General features: G+C 62.9%; 16 protein-coding genes and 1 pseudogene. 14 read left to right on the top strand and 3 right to left on the bottom strand.

The genetic code is table 11. The features are described 5' to 3' along the window. Positions 1 to 11: 11 nt before the first annotated feature. The 3 genes and pseudogenes from prpF to acnA form a co-directional block, all read right to left on the bottom strand. Positions 12 to 1,205: a 2-methylaconitate cis-trans isomerase PrpF gene (gene prpF / locus F3J24_RS19555; protein WP_167009849.1), complete on the bottom strand. Its 1,194-nt coding sequence runs from the start codon at positions 1,203 to 1,205 to the stop codon at positions 12 to 14. A gap of 54 nt (positions 1,206 to 1,259) precedes the next feature. Beyond that, a complete protein-coding gene (locus F3J24_RS19550; RefSeq protein ID WP_167009847.1) occupies positions 1,260 to 1,835 on the bottom strand; it encodes a 2'-5' RNA ligase family protein in 576 nt (191 codons plus the stop codon). 9 nt (positions 1,836 to 1,844) lie between these two features. Then, positions 1,845 to 3,656 (bottom strand): annotated as a pseudogene (gene acnA / locus F3J24_RS19545) (aconitate hydratase AcnA); the annotation flags it as partial. Between the two features lie 225 nt (positions 3,657 to 3,881). Here acnA and F3J24_RS19540 point away from each other — a divergent pair. From F3J24_RS19540 to F3J24_RS19475, 14 genes are all read left to right on the top strand, one after another. After that, the gene (locus tag F3J24_RS19540) at positions 3,882 to 4,613 is read left to right on the top strand and encodes an SDR family NAD(P)-dependent oxidoreductase (RefSeq protein WP_167009845.1); all 732 of its coding nucleotides are present in this window, start codon (positions 3,882 to 3,884) and stop codon (positions 4,611 to 4,613) included. A gap of 12 nt (positions 4,614 to 4,625) precedes the next feature. Continuing rightward, entirely contained in the window at positions 4,626 to 5,393 is a 768-nt protein-coding gene (locus tag F3J24_RS19535) for an SDR family NAD(P)-dependent oxidoreductase (protein WP_167009843.1), read from the top strand. A 16-nt stretch (positions 5,394 to 5,409) separates the two neighbouring features. Continuing rightward, positions 5,410 to 6,057 (top strand): nuclear transport factor 2 family protein, encoded by a 648-nt coding sequence (locus F3J24_RS19530; RefSeq protein WP_167009841.1) that lies wholly within the window; start codon positions 5,410 to 5,412, stop codon positions 6,055 to 6,057. A 9-nt stretch (positions 6,058 to 6,066) separates the two neighbouring features. Next, on the top strand, positions 6,067 to 7,149 hold the full coding sequence (locus tag F3J24_RS19525; RefSeq protein ID WP_167009839.1) for an alkene reductase: 1,083 nt from the start codon (positions 6,067 to 6,069) through the stop codon (positions 7,147 to 7,149). A 290-nt stretch (positions 7,150 to 7,439) separates the two neighbouring features. After that, complete coding sequence (locus tag F3J24_RS19520; protein ID WP_167009837.1) at positions 7,440 to 8,342, top strand: VOC family protein; 903 nt, start codon at positions 7,440 to 7,442, stop codon at positions 8,340 to 8,342. 16 nt (positions 8,343 to 8,358) lie between these two features. Further along, positions 8,359 to 9,237 carry a CoA transferase subunit A gene (locus F3J24_RS19515; RefSeq protein ID WP_167009835.1) on the top strand — a complete coding sequence of 293 codons (879 nt, stop codon included), beginning with the start codon at positions 8,359 to 8,361 and terminating at the stop codon, positions 9,235 to 9,237. Positions 9,238 to 9,249: 12 nt separating this feature from the next. Beyond that, positions 9,250 to 10,020 (top strand): CoA-transferase subunit beta, encoded by a 771-nt coding sequence (locus tag F3J24_RS19510; protein ID WP_167009833.1) that lies wholly within the window; start codon positions 9,250 to 9,252, stop codon positions 10,018 to 10,020. Between the two features lies 1 nt (position 10,021). Next, positions 10,022 to 10,924, top strand: a complete 903-nt coding sequence (locus F3J24_RS19505) for an enoyl-CoA hydratase (protein ID WP_167009831.1) — start codon at positions 10,022 to 10,024, stop codon at positions 10,922 to 10,924. Continuing rightward, positions 10,921 to 12,009, top strand: a complete 1,089-nt coding sequence (locus tag F3J24_RS19500; RefSeq protein ID WP_167009829.1) for a nitronate monooxygenase family protein — start codon at positions 10,921 to 10,923, stop codon at positions 12,007 to 12,009. Before F3J24_RS19505 ends, F3J24_RS19500 begins: the two co-directional genes overlap by 4 nt. A 22-nt stretch (positions 12,010 to 12,031) precedes the next feature. Further along, the gene (locus F3J24_RS19495; RefSeq protein ID WP_167009827.1) at positions 12,032 to 12,790 is read left to right on the top strand and encodes an enoyl-CoA hydratase family protein; all 759 of its coding nucleotides are present in this window, start codon (positions 12,032 to 12,034) and stop codon (positions 12,788 to 12,790) included. A gap of 28 nt (positions 12,791 to 12,818) precedes the next feature. After that, positions 12,819 to 13,973 (top strand): acyl-CoA dehydrogenase family protein, encoded by a 1,155-nt coding sequence (locus tag F3J24_RS19490; RefSeq protein WP_003057438.1) that lies wholly within the window; start codon positions 12,819 to 12,821, stop codon positions 13,971 to 13,973. 17 nt (positions 13,974 to 13,990) lie between these two features. Continuing rightward, positions 13,991 to 15,130: an acyl-CoA dehydrogenase family protein gene (locus tag F3J24_RS19485; protein ID WP_167009825.1), complete on the top strand. Its 1,140-nt coding sequence runs from the start codon at positions 13,991 to 13,993 to the stop codon at positions 15,128 to 15,130. After that, the gene (locus F3J24_RS19480) at positions 15,127 to 16,281 is read left to right on the top strand and encodes an acetyl-CoA C-acetyltransferase (protein ID WP_167009823.1); all 1,155 of its coding nucleotides are present in this window, start codon (positions 15,127 to 15,129) and stop codon (positions 16,279 to 16,281) included. Before F3J24_RS19485 ends, F3J24_RS19480 begins: the two co-directional genes overlap by 4 nt. A 106-nt stretch (positions 16,282 to 16,387) precedes the next feature. Further along, positions 16,388 to 17,950, top strand: a complete 1,563-nt coding sequence (locus tag F3J24_RS19475; protein ID WP_240154394.1) for an amidase — start codon at positions 16,388 to 16,390, stop codon at positions 17,948 to 17,950. Positions 17,951 to 18,001 lie beyond the last annotated feature (51 nt).

Genomic DNA, 18,001 nt, shown 5'->3' with positions numbered 1-18,001 from the left:
AATAGTCGGTCTCAGGCCAGCAGCACTTCGCCCGGCACCCGCACCCAGCCTTCCATCAGAATGCGGGCGCTGCGGCTCATCAAGGCCTTGGTGACCTGCCATTGACCCTGCTCGCTCCTGGCTTCGGCCCCCACACGCAGGGTGCCGCTGGGATGGCCGAAGCGTACGGACTGGCGCTCGCCGCCGCCCGCAGCCAGATTGACCAGCGTGCCGGGAATGGCGGCAGCCGTGCCGATGGCGACGGCGGCCGTGCCCATCATGGCGTGGTGCAGCTTGCCCATGGAAAGTGCCCGCACCACCAGATCGATGTCCTCGGCAGCAATCGCTTTGCCGCTGGAGGCGGTATAGCTTTGCGCAGGGGCCACAAAGCCTATCTTGGGCGTGTGCTGGCGCGTGGCGGCTTCGTCCAGATGCTTGATCAGACCCATCCTGAGTGCGCCATGGGCGCGGATGGCTTCGAACCTGGCAAGGGCGGGGCCATCGCTGTTGATGGCATCCTGCAGTTCGCAGCCGGTGTAGCCAAGCTCTTTGGCATCGAGAAAGATGGTTGGAATGCCGGCATTGATGAGGGTCGCGCAAAAGCGGCCGACGCCGGGCACGTCCAGCTCGTCGCAGACATTGCCGGTGGGAAACATGGCAGTTCCGTCCTCACCTTCATCGGCGGGATCCAGAAACTCCAGAGCCACTTCGGCAGCGGCAAAGGTCACGCCGTCCAGTTCGAAGTCCCCGGTCTCCTGCACCTGACCATCGCGGATCTGCACATGGTTGATGACGGTCTTGCCGATATTGGCTTGCCAGATGCGGATGGTGGCCACGCCGTTGTGCGGAATGCGCTCGGCCGGAATCAGACCCATGTGAATGGCGCAGGGACCGACGGCAGCACTTAGGTTGCCGCAGTTGCCGCTCCAGTCCACAAAAGGCTGATCGATGGAAACCTGGCCGAAAAGATAGTCCACATCGTGATCGGCGCTTGCGCTCTGGCTGAGGATCACGCCCTTGCTGGTGGAGGATGATGCATTGCCCATGCCGTCAATCTGTTTGCCATAGGGGTCGGGGCTGCCCAAGGTGCGCAAAAAGATGGCGTCGCGAACTGGGCCGGGCTGTCGGGCTGCTTCGGGCAGATCCTGAAGCTTGAAGAACACACCTTTGCTGGTACCTCCGCGCATATAGGTGGCGGGAATGCGGATTTGCGAAGTGAGGGACATGGAATGGCAAACAAACAAGGTATTCAAGACTCAAGCCAGGGCTTGAGCCTTGAGTCAGTGAAACAGGTGTAGCTGTTGAGGACGAGGCGGAGAGCCGGAAGCCAATGGCCAGCGATGCAGTACCTGGTAGCGTAACTGCTTGCCTGTGCCGGTTCGCTCGACCAGCTGGATCTCATCGATCAGCCAGTCGACGGGGTCGATACGCCGAGTGGGCAGGGCATGCAGAGCTCTGTAGCTGATGGTGATGTGAGGTTTATGGCCGCCATCCTTGAAGCCGTGGGATTCCAACTCGGTCTGTAGCGTTGTCAGCAGTTGGTTGAAAGGCTCTGGACGTCCGCGGGTGCGCAAAGACCAGTGAATGCGCTCACCCACCTCACCGCGAACGCGGTTGAAGCTGAGCTCGAAGGCCTTCAGCTGCGCCTCTTGCACGGCATTGCCTGCGGCCAGCAAGGCGAGCAGTGCCTCTTGCCCGGAGTCAAGCGGGCCACACCAGGTTTGGTGCCAGTTATCTGGACAGAACAGGCGCTCGCCCAGTTCCTTATCCAGGCCCAAAGCGTTGATCTGGGCACGCAGGCGATGACGTACCGGGCTTTTGGGCTGGGTGACAATCAGTATGCGTGCCTGGCTCATAGCTGCTCCTTAGCTCACAAGTTCAGCCGCCGATGTGGAATCGGCCGCTGCGCTGTCCGCCAGGAAGTCCTGGGCAAAGCGCTGCAGCACGCCACCGGCCTCGTAAATCGAGACCTCTTCAGCGGTATCGAGGCGGCACCGTACCGGCACTTCGGTGCGGGCACCTGTCGTTCGGTGGATATGAAGTGTAAGCGTGGCCTGGGGGCGACGCTGGCCGATGACATCAAAGCTCTCAGTGCCATTCAACCCCAGTGTGTGGCGGCTCGTGCCGGGCAGGAACTCCAGCGGCAATACCCCCATGCCGATCAGATTGGTGCGGTGAATGCGCTCGAAGCCCTCGGCCACGATGGCCTCCACACCGGCCAGGCGCACGCCCTTGGCGGCCCAGTCGCGGCTTGATCCCTGGCCATAGTCGGCTCCGGCGATGATGACCAGCGGCTGCTTGCGCTGCATATAGGTTTCTATGGCCTCCCACATGCGCAGCGTCCGGCCTTCGGGCTCGATGCGGGCGAGAGAGCCCTGGCGCACCTTGCCCTGGTCGTCCACCACCATTTCGTTGAAGAGCTTGGGGTTGGCAAAGGTGGCGCGCTGTGCGGTCAGGTGGTCGCCGCGATGCGTGGCATAGGAGTTGAAGTCCTCCTCGGGCAGACCCATTTTGTGCAGATACTCTCCTGCGGCCGAGTCCATCAGAATGGCGTTGGACGGCGAGAGGTGATCGGTGGTGATGTTGTCGGGCAGTATGGCCAGTGGCCGCATGCCGCGCAGCGTGCGCTTGGCGGCCAGCGCACCCTCCCAGTAGGGCGGGCGGCGGATATAGGTGCTCTGCGGGCGCCAGTCATACAGTGCCGCGACCTTTTCGCCCTGGTCTGCGCGGATGGCAAACATGGGCTCATAGACCGCGCGGAACTGCTCGGGGTGGACGGCGGCCTTGGCCACGGCATCGATCTCCTCGTCGCTGGGCCAGATGTCCTTCAAGCGGATTTCGCGGCCCTGGAAGATGCCCAGCACATCGTTCTCGATATCGAAGCGGATGGTGCCCGCAATCGCATAGGCCACGACCAGTGGCGGCGAAGCCAGGAAGGCTTGCCTGGCATGGGGGTGGATGCGGCCATCGAAATTGCGATTGCCGGAGAGCACGGCAGTGGTGTGGAGATCGCGATCCACGATTTCCTGCTGAATGGCGGGATCGAGTGCGCCGCTCATGCCGTTACAGGTGGTGCAGGCAAAGGCCACCACGCCAAAGCCCAGTGCCTCCAGGTCATGCAGCAGGCCGGCTTGTTCCAGATACAGTGGCACGGTCCTGGAGCCGGGGGCCAGCGAGGTCTTGACCCAGGGCTTGCGTTCCAGGCCCAGATTGCGCGCATTGCGTGCCAGCAGGCCGGCCGCGATCACATTGCGCGGGTTGCTGGTATTGGTGCAACTGGTAATGGCTGCAATGATGACTGCCCCGTCGGGCATCTGGCCTGCAGTTTCGGTCCAGTCGCCGGCAATGCCCCTTGCAGCAAGCTCGCTGGTGGCCAGGCGGGCGTGCGGATTGGAGGGGCCCGCCATATTGCGCACCACGCCGGACAGGTCAAAGCTCAACGTGCGCTCGTACTCGGCGTGCTCCAGACTGTCTGACCACAGACCTGCCTGCTTGGCATAGGTCTCGACCAGTTGCACTTGGGCTGGCTCGCGGCCAGTGAGCTTGAGGTAATCGATTGTCTGCTCGTCGATGGCAAACATGGCTGCCGTGGCACCATATTCGGGTGCCATGTTCGAGATGGTGGCGCGGTCGCCGATTGAGAGGCCGCGTGCGCCTTCGCCATGGAACTCCAGATAATGGGTGTTGCTTGTGATGTGAAACTCGGGCCGAGGCCTGATGGCTGCAAACCTCTGACTAAAAACTTTAAAAATTCATTGGAACGCAGTCCTGTACAGCGCTCGAAGCTATTGAAGCAATAGCGATGCGCGCAAATCTGCTTAGTCTTGTTGGACGATGGGCTGAAGGCGATTTCTTTTTACGCTGTCTCCAAGTTTTGATTGCACATCAACAAGGAGACAAGAATGCGTTTAGCAGGAAAAGTTGCCGTGGTCACAGGGGCAGGCCAGGGCATGGGGCGAGCGATTGCACAGCGTTTTGCCGATGAGGGGGCCACTGTGGTGGCCGTGGACTTGAATGAAGAAGCCGCCAGGCAGACTCTGGAAGGCAAGCTTGGCAAGCATCTGGCCCGCTCCTCCAACGTGGCCGACAGCGCTGCGGTCGATGCGCTGTTTGTCGAAATCCGCGAAAAGCTGGGCGCCGTCGACGTGCTGGTGAACAACGCCGGCGTAGGCTCGGTGGACCAGTTTGCCGATATTCCCGACGCGACCTGGGAGCGCGTGATTGGCGTGAACCTGAACGGCGCTTTCTACTGCGCCCGTGCCGCCGTCAAGCAGATGCAGGAAGGCAAGGGCGGTGCCATCGTCAATATCTCCAGCACCTCGGCTGTCAGTGGTGACGGTCCTGCCCATTACTGCGCTTCCAAGGCCGCCCTGATGGGTTTGACCCGTGGCATGGCCAAGGAGCTGGCGTCCAAGAGGATCCGTGTAAACACACTGGTTCCGGGCCCCACCAACACGCCCATGATGCAGGGCATTCCCCAGGAATGGGCCGATGCCATCATCGCCGGCGTGCCCATGGGGCGCATGGCTGAGCCCGAAGACATCGCCAAGGTGGCCGTGTTCCTGGCCAGCGACGACAGCGGCTTTGTGACGGGGCAGAACCTGGCCGTCAACGGCGGCAGCGCCTTCCTGTAAGGAGAGAAAAACATGAACAAGCGTCTGCAAGGCAAGATTGCATTTGTGTCGGGTGGCGGCTCCGGTATCGGTGCGGCAACGGCCGAGCGCTTCGCACAGGAGGGAGCGACCGTGGTGATCTGCGGTCGCCGCAAGGAACCTCTCGATGAAGTCGTGGCCAGGATCAAGGCTGGCGGCGGCAGTGCCGAGGCCATCGTGGCTGACGTGGGCAACGAAGCCCAGTTTGTCGGAGCGCTGGAGCAGACGGCCAAAAAGCATGGCAGTCTGGACATCCTCGTCAACAACGCCATGGCCTATACCTGGGGCGGCATCGAAGGCATGACCACGGCGGACTGGCATGCCAACTTCACCACATCGGTGGACGGCACTTTCTGGGGCACTCGCACGGCGCTGAAGCTGATGGGCGGCAAGGGCGGCTCCATCGTCAATATCAGCTCCATCTGCGGCACGCTGGGCACGCCCTATATGTCGGGTTACTCGGCGGCCAAGGCGGCCATCATCAACTTCTCGCGTGCAGCGGCTGCCGAAGGAGCGGCGGCGGGCATCCGTGTGAACGTGGTGATCCCTGCGGTGGTGGAAACCCCTGCGACGGCCGGCATGCTGGCCGATGAAGCCTCGCGCAAGACCACCGAAAAACTCATTCCCATGGGGCGCGTGGGCCAGTCCGGTGAGCTGGCCAATGCCGTGCTGTTCCTGGCCAGCGACGAAGCCAGCTATGTGACAGGTGCCGCCCTGCCCGTGGACGGCGGTCGTTCCGCCGTGCTGGTGACCGCGCTGTAAGAAAGAGTCTGAAGAGATGAGTGAACCCGTGAATCAGTGGCCACAAACGCTCGAAGAGCGTATCGACAGGCTGGAGTCGCTGGATGCGATTCGTCAGCTGGCCGGCAAGTACTCCCTGTCGCTGGACATGCGTGACATGGACGCCCATGTGAACCTGTTTGCTCCGGATATCAAGGTGGGCAAGGAAAAAGTGGGGCGTGCGCATTTCATGGCCTGGCAGGACAGCACGCTGCGTGACCAGTTCACGGGGACCTCGCACCACCTGGGCCAGCACATCATCGAGTTCGTGGACCGCGATCACGCCACCGGCGTGGTCTATTCGAAGAACGAGCATGAGTGCGGTGCCGAGTGGGTCATCATGCAGATGCTGTACTGGGACGATTACGAGCGCATCGATGGTCAGTGGTACTTCCGCCGGCGTCTGCCCTGTTACTGGTATGCCACGGATCTGAACAAGCCGCCGATTGGCGACATGAAAATGCGTTGGCCCGGCCGGGAGCCCTACCATGGCGCTTTCCATGAGCTGTTTCCGAGCTGGAAGGAGTTCTGGGCCCAGCGCCCCGGCAAGGACGAGCTGCCGCAGGTGGCCGCACCCGCACCACTGGAGCAATTCCTCAAAACCATGCGCCGCGGCACACCGGCGCCGCGCATGCGTGTGCGCTAAGGAGCCGGCATGAGTCAAACGCTTTTCACGCCCGTCCAGCTAGGCCGGATTGCCCTGCAAAACCGCGTGGTCATGGCTCCCATGACGCGTAACCGTGCCGATGCCGATGGCACGCCCACGGACATCATGGCCGAGCACTATGGCCAGCGTGGCGATGCCGGCCTGATCGTGGCCGAAGGGGCCTGGCCCGAGGTCACGGGTCAGGCCTACTGCCGCCAGCCCGGCATAGAGACTGCCGCTCATGTGCGCGCCTGGCGCCGCGTGACAGATGCGGTGCATGCGCGTGGGGGATCCATCGTGCTGCAGATCATGCACTCCGGCCGCATCGGCAGCCGCCATATCAAGCCCGAAGGCGTGCGCTCGGTGTCTGCGTCCGCCATTCAGGCACAAGGCAAGATCTGGACCGATGCTGCGGGCATGCAGGATTTCGACCTGCCCCAGGCATTGACCACCGAAGAGGTGCGCAAGGCGATTGCCGAGCATGCCGCCGCCGCCAAACGCGCCATGGATGCCGGCTTTGACGGCGTCGAGCTGCATGGCACCAGCGGCTATCTTAGTCTGCAGTTCCTGCACTCCAGCACCAACCGGCGTACCGACGAATATGGTGGTAACGCCAGCAGTCGTTCACGTTTCGCCGTGGAATGCCTGAGCGCCATGGGCGAGGCCATCGGTCTCGACCGCGTGGGTCTGCGCCTGAATCCTGGCAACACCTTCAATGACACGGCGGATGAAAACTCCGCAGCCACCCATGCCGAGCTGATGCGTCAGGCCGCCAGGCTGGGCATTGCCTATCTGCATGTGATGCGTGCGGTCTTCGACCCCTCCATCGATGCCTTCAAGCTGGCGCGAGAGAACTTTGGCGAGAACCTGATTCTCAACGACGGCTTTGATGCGCAAAGTGCCGAAGCTGCGCTACAGGCAGGCGAGGGCAAGGCGATATCTTTTGCGCGGCATTTCATTGCCAACCCGGATCTGGTGCAGCGCATGCGCCAGGGGCTGCCCCTGTCCAGGTTTGACCGCAACACGCTCTATACCCCCGGCGCCAGAGGCTACAACGACTATGCACCGGCACAGGAGGCGCAGACTGCCTGATCCGTCTGGAAACCGAGTTCATCGTGTTGGCCGCATTTCCTTCGGGGATGCGGCCTTTTTTGTACTCCGGGTTTTCACGGCTGCTGCAGGCCTGCCGGAGCGGTCTGCTCGCAAGGGCGTAAAGCGCTCTAGTCTGTTGTGCTGAATCGCATGTCGAATCTGGCACGAATGCTATGAAATTTGGGTAAATAGGCCGCAAATCGTTAGTCTCAATGGACGATGTTTGCCAAGACTCTCCTCTTCAGAATCCTCTGCATCACTACAGGATTTGGGTTGGAGGCCCCGACATCATGATGGAAATACGTGGACTTGCGTACGTTGTCGCCGAGAGCTCTGATTTGGATCGCTGGGTCAGCTACGCACGCGATGTGCTTGGCATGATGCCCAGCACCACAGCCGATGGCGATCTGCTGATCAAGATGGACGAGCGTCAGTTCCGCTTCCAGGTGCAGCCTGGCAGCATGGACAAGTACTCCGCGTCCGGCTGGGAAGTGGCCGACAAGGAGGCTTTCGAGCAGGCACTCAAGGTGCTGCAGGCGGCTGACGTGCACTATGAGTTGGGCAGCTCCGAACTGTGCGCCAAGCGCCATGTGCAGCAGCTGGCCGTGGTGACCGATCCTTCCGGCAACCGCCACGAGATCGTCTGGGGCTTCAAGTCCGACTTCAGTCATTTCGCATCGCCTCAGGGGGTCTCGCGCTTCGTCACTGGTGATTATGGGCTTGGCCATACCGTGCTGCCTGCACCCGACTTCGACAAGACTGTGGCCTTTGTGCGCAATGTGCTGGGCTTTGGTCTTTCAGACATCTACAACTTCAAGCCTGCAGGCGATGCCGGTCCCACGGTCCGCATCCATTTCTTCCACTGCGCCAACGGCCGTCACCACAGCCTGGCTCTGGCCGAGTTCCCTTCCGCATCGGGTTGCGTGCACGTGATGGTGGAGGTCGACAACATGCCCGAAGTGGGCCGTGCCATGGACCGCATGCAAAAGAGCCAGGTCAAGCTCTCGGCCACCCTGGGTCAGCACACCAACGACAAGATGATCTCGTTCTACATGAAGACGCCCTCCCACTTCGACCTGGAGTTCGGTTATGGCGGCGCCATCATCGACTGGGATCACCACATCACGCATGAGTTCACGACCGTAAGCCTCTGGGGGCACGACTTCAGCGTGGGCCGCCTTGAAAACAACTGATAGGAGGCTTGGAGACATGGCCAATAAATTGATGACAGCGAAGGACGTTGTGGCATCCATCAAGGACGGCATGACGATTGGTATTGGTGGCTGGGGCCCCAGGCGCAAGCCCATGGCCCTGGTGCGCGAGCTGTTGCGCAGCCCCGTCAAGGATCTGACCGTGGTGGCCTATGGCGGCGCCGATGTGGGCATGCTGTGCGCGGCCGGCAAGGTCAGGAAGCTGATCTTCGCCTTCGTGTCGCTGGACTTCATTCCGCTGGAGCCCTATTTCCGCAAGGCCCGTCAGAGCGGCGAGATCGAAGTCATGGAAATTGACGAGGGTCATATGGTGCTGGGCCTCAAGGCGGCCGGCATGCGCATTCCCTACATTCCCACCCGGGTCGGTCTGGGCACCGATGTGCTCAAGCACAACAGCTCCATCCGCCTGATCGAGTCGCCCTACGACGGCAAGGAATGGGTGGCTATGCCGGCCATCAATCTCGATGTGGCCCTGCTGCATGTGGATCGCGCGGACTCCCGCGGCGTCTGCCAGATTGCCGGCCCCGACATCTATATGGACGACCTGTTCGCGCGCGCCGCGACCAACACCTTTGTGAGCTGCGACGAACTGGTCGAGAGCAGCAGCTTCGAGTCGGAGCAAGCCGCGCGCCTGGTGTTCTGGGAGCGTTCCGAAACCACGGGCGTGGTGCACCTGCCAGGTGGTGCCCACCCATCGTCCTGCGCGCCCCTGTATGGCTTTGATGTCAAGCACTTCAAGGAATACGCGGCCAGCAGCAAGGACGAGGGCGGCTGGGACAGCTACCAGCAGAAATACGTGCAGTGCACGGAGCAGGAATATCTAGAAAAAGTGGGTGGCATGGAAGCAATCAAGCGCCTGCCTCTGCCTGTGTTCTGAGGAGGCCAAGAGATGAGTGAAATTGCATTGGTAGATCGCGTCATCTGCGCCGCGGCACGTGCCTGGGAAAACGACGGCGAGGTGCTGGCCACCGGCATCGGCCTGGTGCCGCGACTGGCGGCCTCGCTGTGCATGCGGTCCATCAACACCGATCTGATCATGACGGACTCCGAGGCCTGGGTGGTCAACGAGCCCGTGCCCGTAGGCCCTCGCGGAGACTACAAGATCAAGCGTGAAAACTGGATGGGCTTCTCGCGCATCTTCGACAACGTCTGGGGTGGCAAGCGCCATGCCATGGTGGGGCCCGTGCAGGTGGACCGCTTTGGTCAGGGCAATATCTCCATGGTGGGCAGCGACTATGCCCGTCCCAAGTCCATGATGCTGGGCGTGCGCGGCTTCCCCGGCAACTCCATCAATCACGCCAACTCCTTCTTCGTGCCCAATCACAGCACCAAGGTTTTTGTGCCGGGCGAGGTCGATGCCGTGGGCAGCGTGGGCTACAACAGCGCGCGCCTTGCCAAGGGCTGGACGCTGGAGGAAACCACGGACCTCCGCTTCATCTTCACCAATCTGTGTGTGATGGACTTCGGCGGTCCCAGCCATCAGGTGCGCCTGGTGTCGCTGCATCCCGGTGTGACTGCGGCACAGGTCAGGGAAGCCACCGGCTTTCCGATTCACGTTCCCGAGAACGTGGACGTGACGCCTGATCCCACACCCGAGCAACTGGCCTTGCTGGCCCAGCTCGATCCGCACAATCTGCGCGCTACGGCCATGGGAGCCTGATATGCAGCATGCATCCAGCGAATTTGTGACGCGCGAGGACAAGGCCGTCTACGAAACCGGCGAGCCCGTGCTCTACAGCGTGGACAACGGCATTGCCACGGTCACCATGAATCGGCCCACGTTCAACAATGTGCAGAACTCGCAGATGACCTATGCGCTGGATGCAGCCTTGCGCAAGGCGACTGATGACGACAGCGTCAAGGTCATCGTGCTGCGCGGAGAGGGCCGGCACTTCAGCGCGGGTCACGACATCGGCACGCCCGGGCGCGACATCAACAAGCCGTTCGACCGCGTTCACCTGTGGTGGGATCACACCAACAAACCCGGGGGAGAGCAGCTGTTTGCCCGCGAGCAGGAGGTCTATCTGGGCATGTGCCGGCGCTGGCGCGAGATCCCCAAACCCATGATTGCCATGGTGCAGGGCGCATGCGTGGCGGGAGGCCTGATGCTGGCCTGGGTCTGCGATCTGATCGTGGCCAGCGACGATGCGTTTTTCCAGGATCCCGTGGTGCGCATGGGCATTCCCGGCGTGGAGTACTTTGCCCATGCCCACGAGCTGCATCCGCGCATTGCCAAAGAGTTTCTGCTGCTGGGCGAGCGCATGCCGGCAGAGCGCGCCTATCAGATGGGCATGGTCAACCGCGTGGTGCCGCGTGCCGAGCTTGAGGACCAGGTCTATGCCATGGCCCAGCGCATGGCGGCCCATCCGCGTCTGGGCATGGCGCTGACCAAGATGGTCGTCAACAAGGCCGAGGAACTGCAGGGCCTGCGTTCCACCATGGACATGGCTTTTGGCTACCACCACTTTGCCCACGCGCACAGCCAGGCGATGGGCATGGGGCAACTGGGCGGCCAGGACGCCAGGTCCATGGCCAAGGCCAACAAAGAAGAGTCAAAGGCATGAGCAATATGAACGACATGGGCAGTCTGCGCACTCCTCTTTGCGACCTGCTGGGGTGCCGCTACCCCGTCATCCAGACGGCCATGGGCTATGTGGCGGGAGCCGATCTGGTAATAGGGACCACCAATGCCGGCGGCTTCGGCTTCCTGGCCGGTGCCACCATTGCTGCCGACAGGATCGAGGCCGAAATCCTGCGCGTCAAGCGCGAGACCGACGACCAGCCTTTCGGTCTGAACTTTCACATGTTCCAGCCCAACGCCCAGCAACTGCTGGATCTGGCCGTGAAGTACCGGCTGCGTGCGGTCAGCTACGGCCGTGGCCCGGACAAGCAGGTGATAGGCCGGCTGCGCGAGGCCGGCATCGTCTGCATGCCCACCGTGGGTGCCCTCAAGCACGCTCAGAAGGCGATCGAGATGGGCGCCAATGCCATCACCGTGCAGGGCGGTGAAGGGGGCGGCCATACCGGCAGCGTGCCCACTACGGTGCTGCTGCCCCAGGTTGTGGATGCGGTGCAGGTCCCGGTGGTCGCCGCCGGAGGCTTCTATGACGGGCGCGGCCTGCTGGCTGCGCTGGCCTACGGCGCATCGGGCATTGCCATGGGAACGCGGTTTCTGATGACCAGTGACTCCAAAGTTCCCGCCGCCACGCTGCAGCGCTATCTGGCCGCCAGGGATGCGGAAAAGATCGCCGTCTCGCATCTGGTCGATGGCATGCCGCAGCGAATGATTCCCAACGAATATCTGGCCATGCTGGGAAAGGCCAGCCCCATGAAACGCTTGCGCATTGCCTTGAGCCTGGCACTGCAATGGAAGGCCGAGACCGGCATGACCACAGGCCAGGCCCTGAGCATCTTCATGAAGGCCCTGCGCGAGGATTCTTCTTCGGTGGCTCAGACCGTGATGGCCGCCAACGCACCCATGCTGCTGCAGCGCTCCATGGTCGATGGAAACCCGGCCGATGGCGTGATGTCCGCCGGTCAGGTGGCCGCGCTGATCGGTAGGCTCGACAGCTGCGAGGAAGTGATAGGCGGCATCGTCCGCCAGGCCATGGACCGTCGCAACGCATTGAACGCATTGACTCCCGCATAACAACAAGCCAACGAGACCGGATATGTCCACTCAACAATTTCATTCCACTATTCATGACAACGGCGTGGCAGAGCTGGTGATCGACCGCGCTCCGGTGAATGCCCTGAATGCGGCCGGCTGGAATGGTCTGGCCCGGGAAATCCAGGCGCTGGGCGACAGGCCCGAGGTGCGCGTGATCGTCATTCGCGCCGAGAACCGGGGCTTTTGCGCCGGTGTGGACATCAAGGAGCTGGCCGAGAACGACAAGCTCATCCTGGAGGTGAACGCAGGCAACTACGCCACCTTCAAGGCCGTGCATCTGAACAAGGTACCGGTGATCACCGCCGTGCACGGCTTTGTGCTGGGCGGCGGCATCGGTATCTGCGGCGCATCCGACATCGTGATCGCGGCCGAGGACGCCACCTTCGGCCTGCCCGAAGTGGACCGCGGAGCCATGGGCGGGGCCGCCCATCTGCAGCGCATGTTCGGCGTGCAGAAAACGCGCTACCTGTTTTTCACGGGCGAGATGATCGCTGCGGCAGAGGCCCTGCGCCTGGGGGCCGTCGAGCGCGTGGTTCCCCGTGAGCAGTTGCGCGATACCGCCATGGACATCGCCAACCGGATTGCCGCCAAGAGCCCCGCCATGATCCGCATCGCCAAGGAGGCGCTGACCGGCATCGAGGACGGCAATCTCGAAGACAAGTACCGCTGGGAGCAGGGCTTCACCCTGCAAGCCTATATGAGCCCCGACTCCGCCGAGACGCGCAGCGCCTTCGTGGAAAAGCGCGACGCCAAGTTCTGAGCACCGATAGCGCGAAGAGGAGACAACCATGGATTTGACATACACCCCAGCGCAGAAGGCCTTCCGTGCCCAGGTACGTGAATGGCTCAGGGACAACGTGCCCAGGCAGCGTCTGCAAAGCTATGACACCCGCGAGGGTTTCGAGCAGCACCGCCAGTGGGAAGCCAGGCTGGCAAGCGCGGGCTACAGCGCCGTGACCTGGCCGAAGGATCTGGGCGGCAGCGGCTGCGACCTGACAGAGTGGCTGATCTTCGAAGAAGAGTACTGGGCGGTCGATGCGCCAGCCCGCGTGAACCAGAACGGCATCCTGCTGCTGGGCTCCACGCTGATGGAGTTCGGCACACCCGAGCAGAAAGCCCGCTTTCTGCCCCGCATGGCGCGCTGCGACGATATGTGGGCCCAGGGCTGGTCCGAGCCCAATGCCGGCTCCGACATGGCGGCCATCAGCAGTCGTGCCATCCGCAAGGGCGACAAGTTCATTCTGAACGGCCAGAAAATCTGGTCCACCCGCGCCATCTTTGCCGACTGGGTGTTCGGCCTGTTTCGCAGCGACCCTACATCGAGCCGCCACCATGGACTGAGCTACATCCTGGTGCCCTTGAACACGCCCGGCATCACCGTGCGTCCGATCCGCGCCATCAACGGACGTGAGCACTTCGCCGAAATCTTCTTCGACGATGTCGAGGTACCTGCGGAGAACCTGCTGGGTGCCGAGGGCAAGGGCTGGCATGTGGCGATGGCCACTGCCGGCTTCGAGCGCGGCCTGCTGCTGCGCTCTCCCGCCCGCTATCAGCGCAGCGCGCAGAAGCTGGTGGACCTGTATCTGCGCAACCAGGTCGATGCCGACCGCGATCACTCCATTCGCGACGCCGTTCTGCGTGCCTGGCAGGGGGCGGAAGCGTACACGCTGTCCTCCTATCACACGGTGGGGCGCCTGCACAAGGGCGCGCAGATCGGGGCCGAGGCCAGCACCAACAAGATCGTCTGGTCCGAGCTGGACATCATGATTCACGAGACCGCGATGCGCATTCTGGGCGCGCGGGCCGAGCTCATCGATGACGCCGAGGCCAATGAATGGCTGGAAGGCTTCCTGTTCTCGCAGGCCGGTCCCATCTACGCGGGCAGCAACGAGATCCAGCGCAACATCATCGCCCAGCGCATGCTGGGCCTGCCCAAATCCTGACCGGCAGGGAGACAACCATGGACTTCACTTTTACCGAAGATCAGATCGCATTCCGCGACTCGATCAGCCGCTTTCTGATGACCGAAGCGGCTCCCGAGCTGTTGCGCGACATCTGGGAAACTCCGAGCGGCCGCAGCCCCGAGCTGTGGGCCAGGATTGCCGAGCAGGGCCTGATGGGCCTGTCTGCACCCGAAGCCGATGGCGGCATGGGTCTGGCCGATGTGGACTGGGCGCTGCTGCTGCAGGAGGTGGGCTATTACGCCTTGCCCGACTCCCTGAGCGACACCGCCTATATGGCCGTGGGCATGCTGGGCGCCTTGCCTGATGGCCATGAAAGCCGTGTCTGGCTCTCCAGGATCGCTGCGGGCAGCTGCCGCGTGGCCGTGGGTCATCCCGTCAATCCCCATGTAGCGGATGCCGCGCTGGCCGATGTGCTGCTGCTGCCGCATGCCACGGCCACCGGCCTGGAACTGCATCTGCTCAAGTCCGCGCAGTGCGAGATCACGGCGCTGAGCAGCATCGACTCTTCGCGCCGCCTGTCGCAGGTACGCTGGACGCCGTCCGATACCACCCGCCTGCTCGAGGGCACTCAGGGCCAGAGGGTCTGGGACACGGCAGGCGAGCGCGGCGCGCTTGCCGCCGCTGCCCAGATGCTGGGTCTGGCCCAGCGCATGCTGGACCTGTCCGTGGACTACGTGGCGCAGCGCAAGCAGTTCGACAAGGTCATCGGCAGCTTCCAGGCCGTGCAGCACCATCTGTCCGACATCGTCACCAAGATCGAGTTTGCCAAACCCGTGCTCTACCGCGCCTTCTATGCGCTGCAGCATGGCGAACCCGATCTGGCCGTACGTATCTCGCACGCCAAGCTCCAGTGCAGCGAAGCGAGCTGGTTTGCCGCGCGCAACAGCCTGCAGGTGCATGGGGCCATGGGCTACACCTGGGAAGTCGATCTGCAGATGTTCATGAAGCGTGCCTGGGTGCTGGATGCCGCCTGGGGCGACAAGGCATATCACGCGGCGCGCCTGACCCAGGGCCTGCTGCGCAGCCCCGATGCCCCCGTGGGGCCCGGCGCGACCTTTGATCGGGAAGTCGATGCATGCGGCTCCTGCTCTGCGCAGGATGCCATCAGGAACATGGATGAAGAGGTGGCTGCATGAGCGCCCAGGCCTATATCGTTGACGCACTGCGCTCGCCCACCGGCAAGCGCAAGGGCTCTCTTGCCGCCGTGCACGGCGCCGATCTCGGCGCCCATGTGATCAAGGCGCTGGTCGAGCGCAACGACATTCCCGCGGCCGATTACGATGATGTGATCTTTGGCTGCGTGGACACCATCGGCGCCCTGGCCGGCGACATCGCCCGTACTTCCTGGCTGGCGGCCGGAATGCCGCTGAATGTGCCCGGCACCACGATCGACCGCCAGTGCGGCTCGTCCCAGCAGGCCATTCATTTTGCGGCCCAGGCCGTGATGAGCGGCACGCAGGACGTGGTGCTGGCCGGCGGCGTGCAGACCATGACCGCAATTCCCATCTCCTCGGCCATGCTTGCCGGTCAGCCCCTGGGCTTTAGCACGCCGTTTGCCGAGAGCAAGGGCTGGCAGGCCCGCTTCGGCAACGCGCCTGTGAACCAGTTCTATGCTGCCCAGCGTATTGCCGACCATTGGGGTGTGAGTCGCGCCGATATGGAAGTGTTTGCCAAGGAAAGCCACGACCGCGCTTTGAAGGCCATCGCTGAAGGTCGCTTTGATCGCGAAATCGTGCCGTTTGGCGACTTCAAGATGGACGAAACCGCCCGTCTGAGCACGCTGGAGAAGATGGCCACGCTGGAGCCGGTGGATCCGACCTATCCCTCAATCACCGCTGCCGTGTCCAGCTCCACTTGCGATGCCGCAGCGGCCGTGCTGGTGGTGTCGGAGGCTGCGCTTAAACGCTACAACCTCAAGCCACGCGCCCGCATTCACCATATGAGCGTGCGCGCCGATGATCCCATCTGGCATCTGACGGCACCGATTCCTGCCACCGAACATGCGCTCAAGAAGGCGGGCATGACGATGTCCGACATCGACCTGGTCGAGATCAACGAGGCTTTCGCTTCCGTGGTCATGGCCTGGCTCAAGGAAACCGGCTACGACCACGCCAGGACCAATGTCAACGGCGGCGCGATTGCGCTCGGCCATCCACTGGGGGCGTCGGGGGCCAAACTCATGACCACGCTGCTGCACGAGCTGGAGCGCACCGGCGGTCGCTTCGGTCTGCAGACCATGTGCGAAGGCGGAGGTCAGGCCAACGTCACCATCATCGAACGTCTTTGATGGCCGCCCTGCGGGCGCTCGGGCGCCTGCTGCAAACCCTGGGCCAGCGCCCCCAAGGCGGTGGGCACGCGGCGCTTGAATCTCAAACAACAAAAGGATGGAGACCATGGAATCAGTGAATCAAGGTGTGGATCGTCGCGGCTTTATTCAGGGTGCAGGTGCCGTGGCCGCAGCGGCGACCATGCCGGCGATGGCCGCGCAGAAGAAACATGAGGCAGTCGCTGTGGACGGCTATGCCTGGGCAGAACAGATCCGCCGGGGCGATATCACGCCGCTGGAAGCGCTGGAGGACGCGATTGCGCGCACCGAGGCCCTGCCCAAGCTCAACGCCGTGGTCATCAAGGACTACGAGCTGGCACGCGATCAGGCCAGGCAGATGTCGGCACTGGGCAGCGCTGCGCGTGCCGAGGCTACTGCCAGGGCGCCGATGTGGGGTGTGCCCTTTTTGCTCAAGGACCTGAACCAGTATCTGAAGGGTACGGTCACCACCAATGGCTGCCGTTTCTTCAAGGGGGCGGTGGCGGAGCACGACAGCACTCTGGTGGCACGCTACAAGGCGGCCGGCCTCAATATCTTCGGCAAGACGGCATCGCCCGAGTTCGGCCAGACGCCCACGACCGAGTCCTTGCTCTACGGGCAGTCGCCCAATCCCTGGAATGCGGCCCACACCACGGGCGGCTCCTCGGGGGGCGCGGCGTCGGTGGTGGCCGCAGGCATTGTGCCCGTGGCCCACGCCAGCGACGGCGGTGGCTCCATCCGCATTCCTGCTTCGCACTGCGGCCTGTTCGGCCTCAAGCCCAGTCGCGGGCGTCTGCCTGCCGGCCCGGCCAATATGGAAGGCTGGATGGGCCTGTCCATGAACCATGTCATCAGCCGCAGCGTGCGCGACAGCGCCCATCTGCTCGATCTGACTCAGGGGCGCGAGCCAGGCTCGCGCACCGTGCCGCCACGCGATGTGGAGGGCAGCTACCTGGAGGCACTCAGTCAGGCGCCCAAAAAGCTCAAGATCGCTGTCTGGACCAGAAACTACTTTGGCATTCCCGTGCATGCGGACTGTCAGGCGGCCGTGGACAAGGCCATCAAGGCCTGCCTGGCGCTGGGCCATGAAATCGTCGAGGACATGCCCGAGCTGCCGGTGGCAGAGGTGTTCTCGGGTCTGGGTGTGGTGACCTCGGTGGGCATGATGGCCAGCATCCGCGCCCGCGAAAAGCAGTTGGGTCGCGCCGTGCGCCAGGACGAACTCGAGCAGATGGACTGGCTGTACCTGGAAAAGGCCAGGTCTTATACCGCCGAGCAGATGCTGATGGCGCGCACCAACTTCGATACCGCCGGCCAGATTCTGGACCGCTTCTTTCTCAAGTACGACCTGATCCTGACCCCCGTGATGGCCGTGCCACCGCCGCTGCTGGGCGTGCTGACGCTGGACCAGCCCTATGACTCGTTTGCACGCGAGGCAGTCAAGGCGTCGCCCTATACCGCACTTTTCAATATGACGGGCCAGCCGGCCATGTCCGTGCCCATGCACTGGACGGCGGACAAGCTGCCGATCGGTGCGCACTTTGCGGCGCCGTTCGGCCGCGAAGGTCGTCTGCTGGCGCTGGCCGCTCAGCTGGAGCAATCCGTGCCCTGGGCCCATCGTCAGCCCGATCTGTCGGTTTTCAAAGCGTGATTTCAAGAGCGCAGACAGGCTGCGGGCCTGCTCTGCACAGAAAGCAAAAGG

It is taken from the genome of Comamonas sp. Tr-654 (assembly GCF_011752915.1).
Taxonomy (GTDB): Bacteria; Pseudomonadota; Gammaproteobacteria; order Burkholderiales; family Burkholderiaceae_C; genus Comamonas.
Note: the sequence above shows the minus strand (reverse complement) of the source record. Positions and strands in the feature narration are given on the sequence as shown.

Excerpts from the sequence above, each read along its gene's own strand:
- prpF (WP_167009849.1), bottom strand. The coding sequence starts at position 1,205 with ATGTCCCTCACTTCGCAAATCCGCATTCCCGCCACCTATATGCGCGGA.
- F3J24_RS19550 (WP_167009847.1), bottom strand. The coding sequence starts at position 1,835 with ATGAGCCAGGCACGCATACTGATTGTCACCCAGCCCAAAAGCCCGGTA.
- F3J24_RS19540 (WP_167009845.1), top strand. The coding sequence starts at position 3,882 with ATGCGTTTAGCAGGAAAAGTTGCCGTGGTCACAGGGGCAGGCCAGGGC.
- F3J24_RS19535 (WP_167009843.1), top strand. The coding sequence starts at position 4,626 with ATGAACAAGCGTCTGCAAGGCAAGATTGCATTTGTGTCGGGTGGCGGC.
- F3J24_RS19530 (WP_167009841.1), top strand. The coding sequence starts at position 5,410 with ATGAGTGAACCCGTGAATCAGTGGCCACAAACGCTCGAAGAGCGTATC.
- F3J24_RS19525 (WP_167009839.1), top strand. The coding sequence starts at position 6,067 with ATGAGTCAAACGCTTTTCACGCCCGTCCAGCTAGGCCGGATTGCCCTG.
- F3J24_RS19520 (WP_167009837.1), top strand. The coding sequence starts at position 7,440 with ATGATGGAAATACGTGGACTTGCGTACGTTGTCGCCGAGAGCTCTGAT.
- F3J24_RS19515 (WP_167009835.1), top strand. The coding sequence starts at position 8,359 with ATGGCCAATAAATTGATGACAGCGAAGGACGTTGTGGCATCCATCAAG.
- F3J24_RS19510 (WP_167009833.1), top strand. The coding sequence starts at position 9,250 with ATGAGTGAAATTGCATTGGTAGATCGCGTCATCTGCGCCGCGGCACGT.
- F3J24_RS19505 (WP_167009831.1), top strand. The coding sequence starts at position 10,022 with ATGCAGCATGCATCCAGCGAATTTGTGACGCGCGAGGACAAGGCCGTC.
- F3J24_RS19500 (WP_167009829.1), top strand. The coding sequence starts at position 10,921 with ATGAGCAATATGAACGACATGGGCAGTCTGCGCACTCCTCTTTGCGAC.
- F3J24_RS19495 (WP_167009827.1), top strand. The coding sequence starts at position 12,032 with ATGTCCACTCAACAATTTCATTCCACTATTCATGACAACGGCGTGGCA.
- F3J24_RS19490 (WP_003057438.1), top strand. The coding sequence starts at position 12,819 with ATGGATTTGACATACACCCCAGCGCAGAAGGCCTTCCGTGCCCAGGTA.
- F3J24_RS19485 (WP_167009825.1), top strand. The coding sequence starts at position 13,991 with ATGGACTTCACTTTTACCGAAGATCAGATCGCATTCCGCGACTCGATC.
- F3J24_RS19480 (WP_167009823.1), top strand. The coding sequence starts at position 15,127 with ATGAGCGCCCAGGCCTATATCGTTGACGCACTGCGCTCGCCCACCGGC.
- F3J24_RS19475 (WP_240154394.1), top strand. The coding sequence starts at position 16,388 with ATGGAATCAGTGAATCAAGGTGTGGATCGTCGCGGCTTTATTCAGGGT.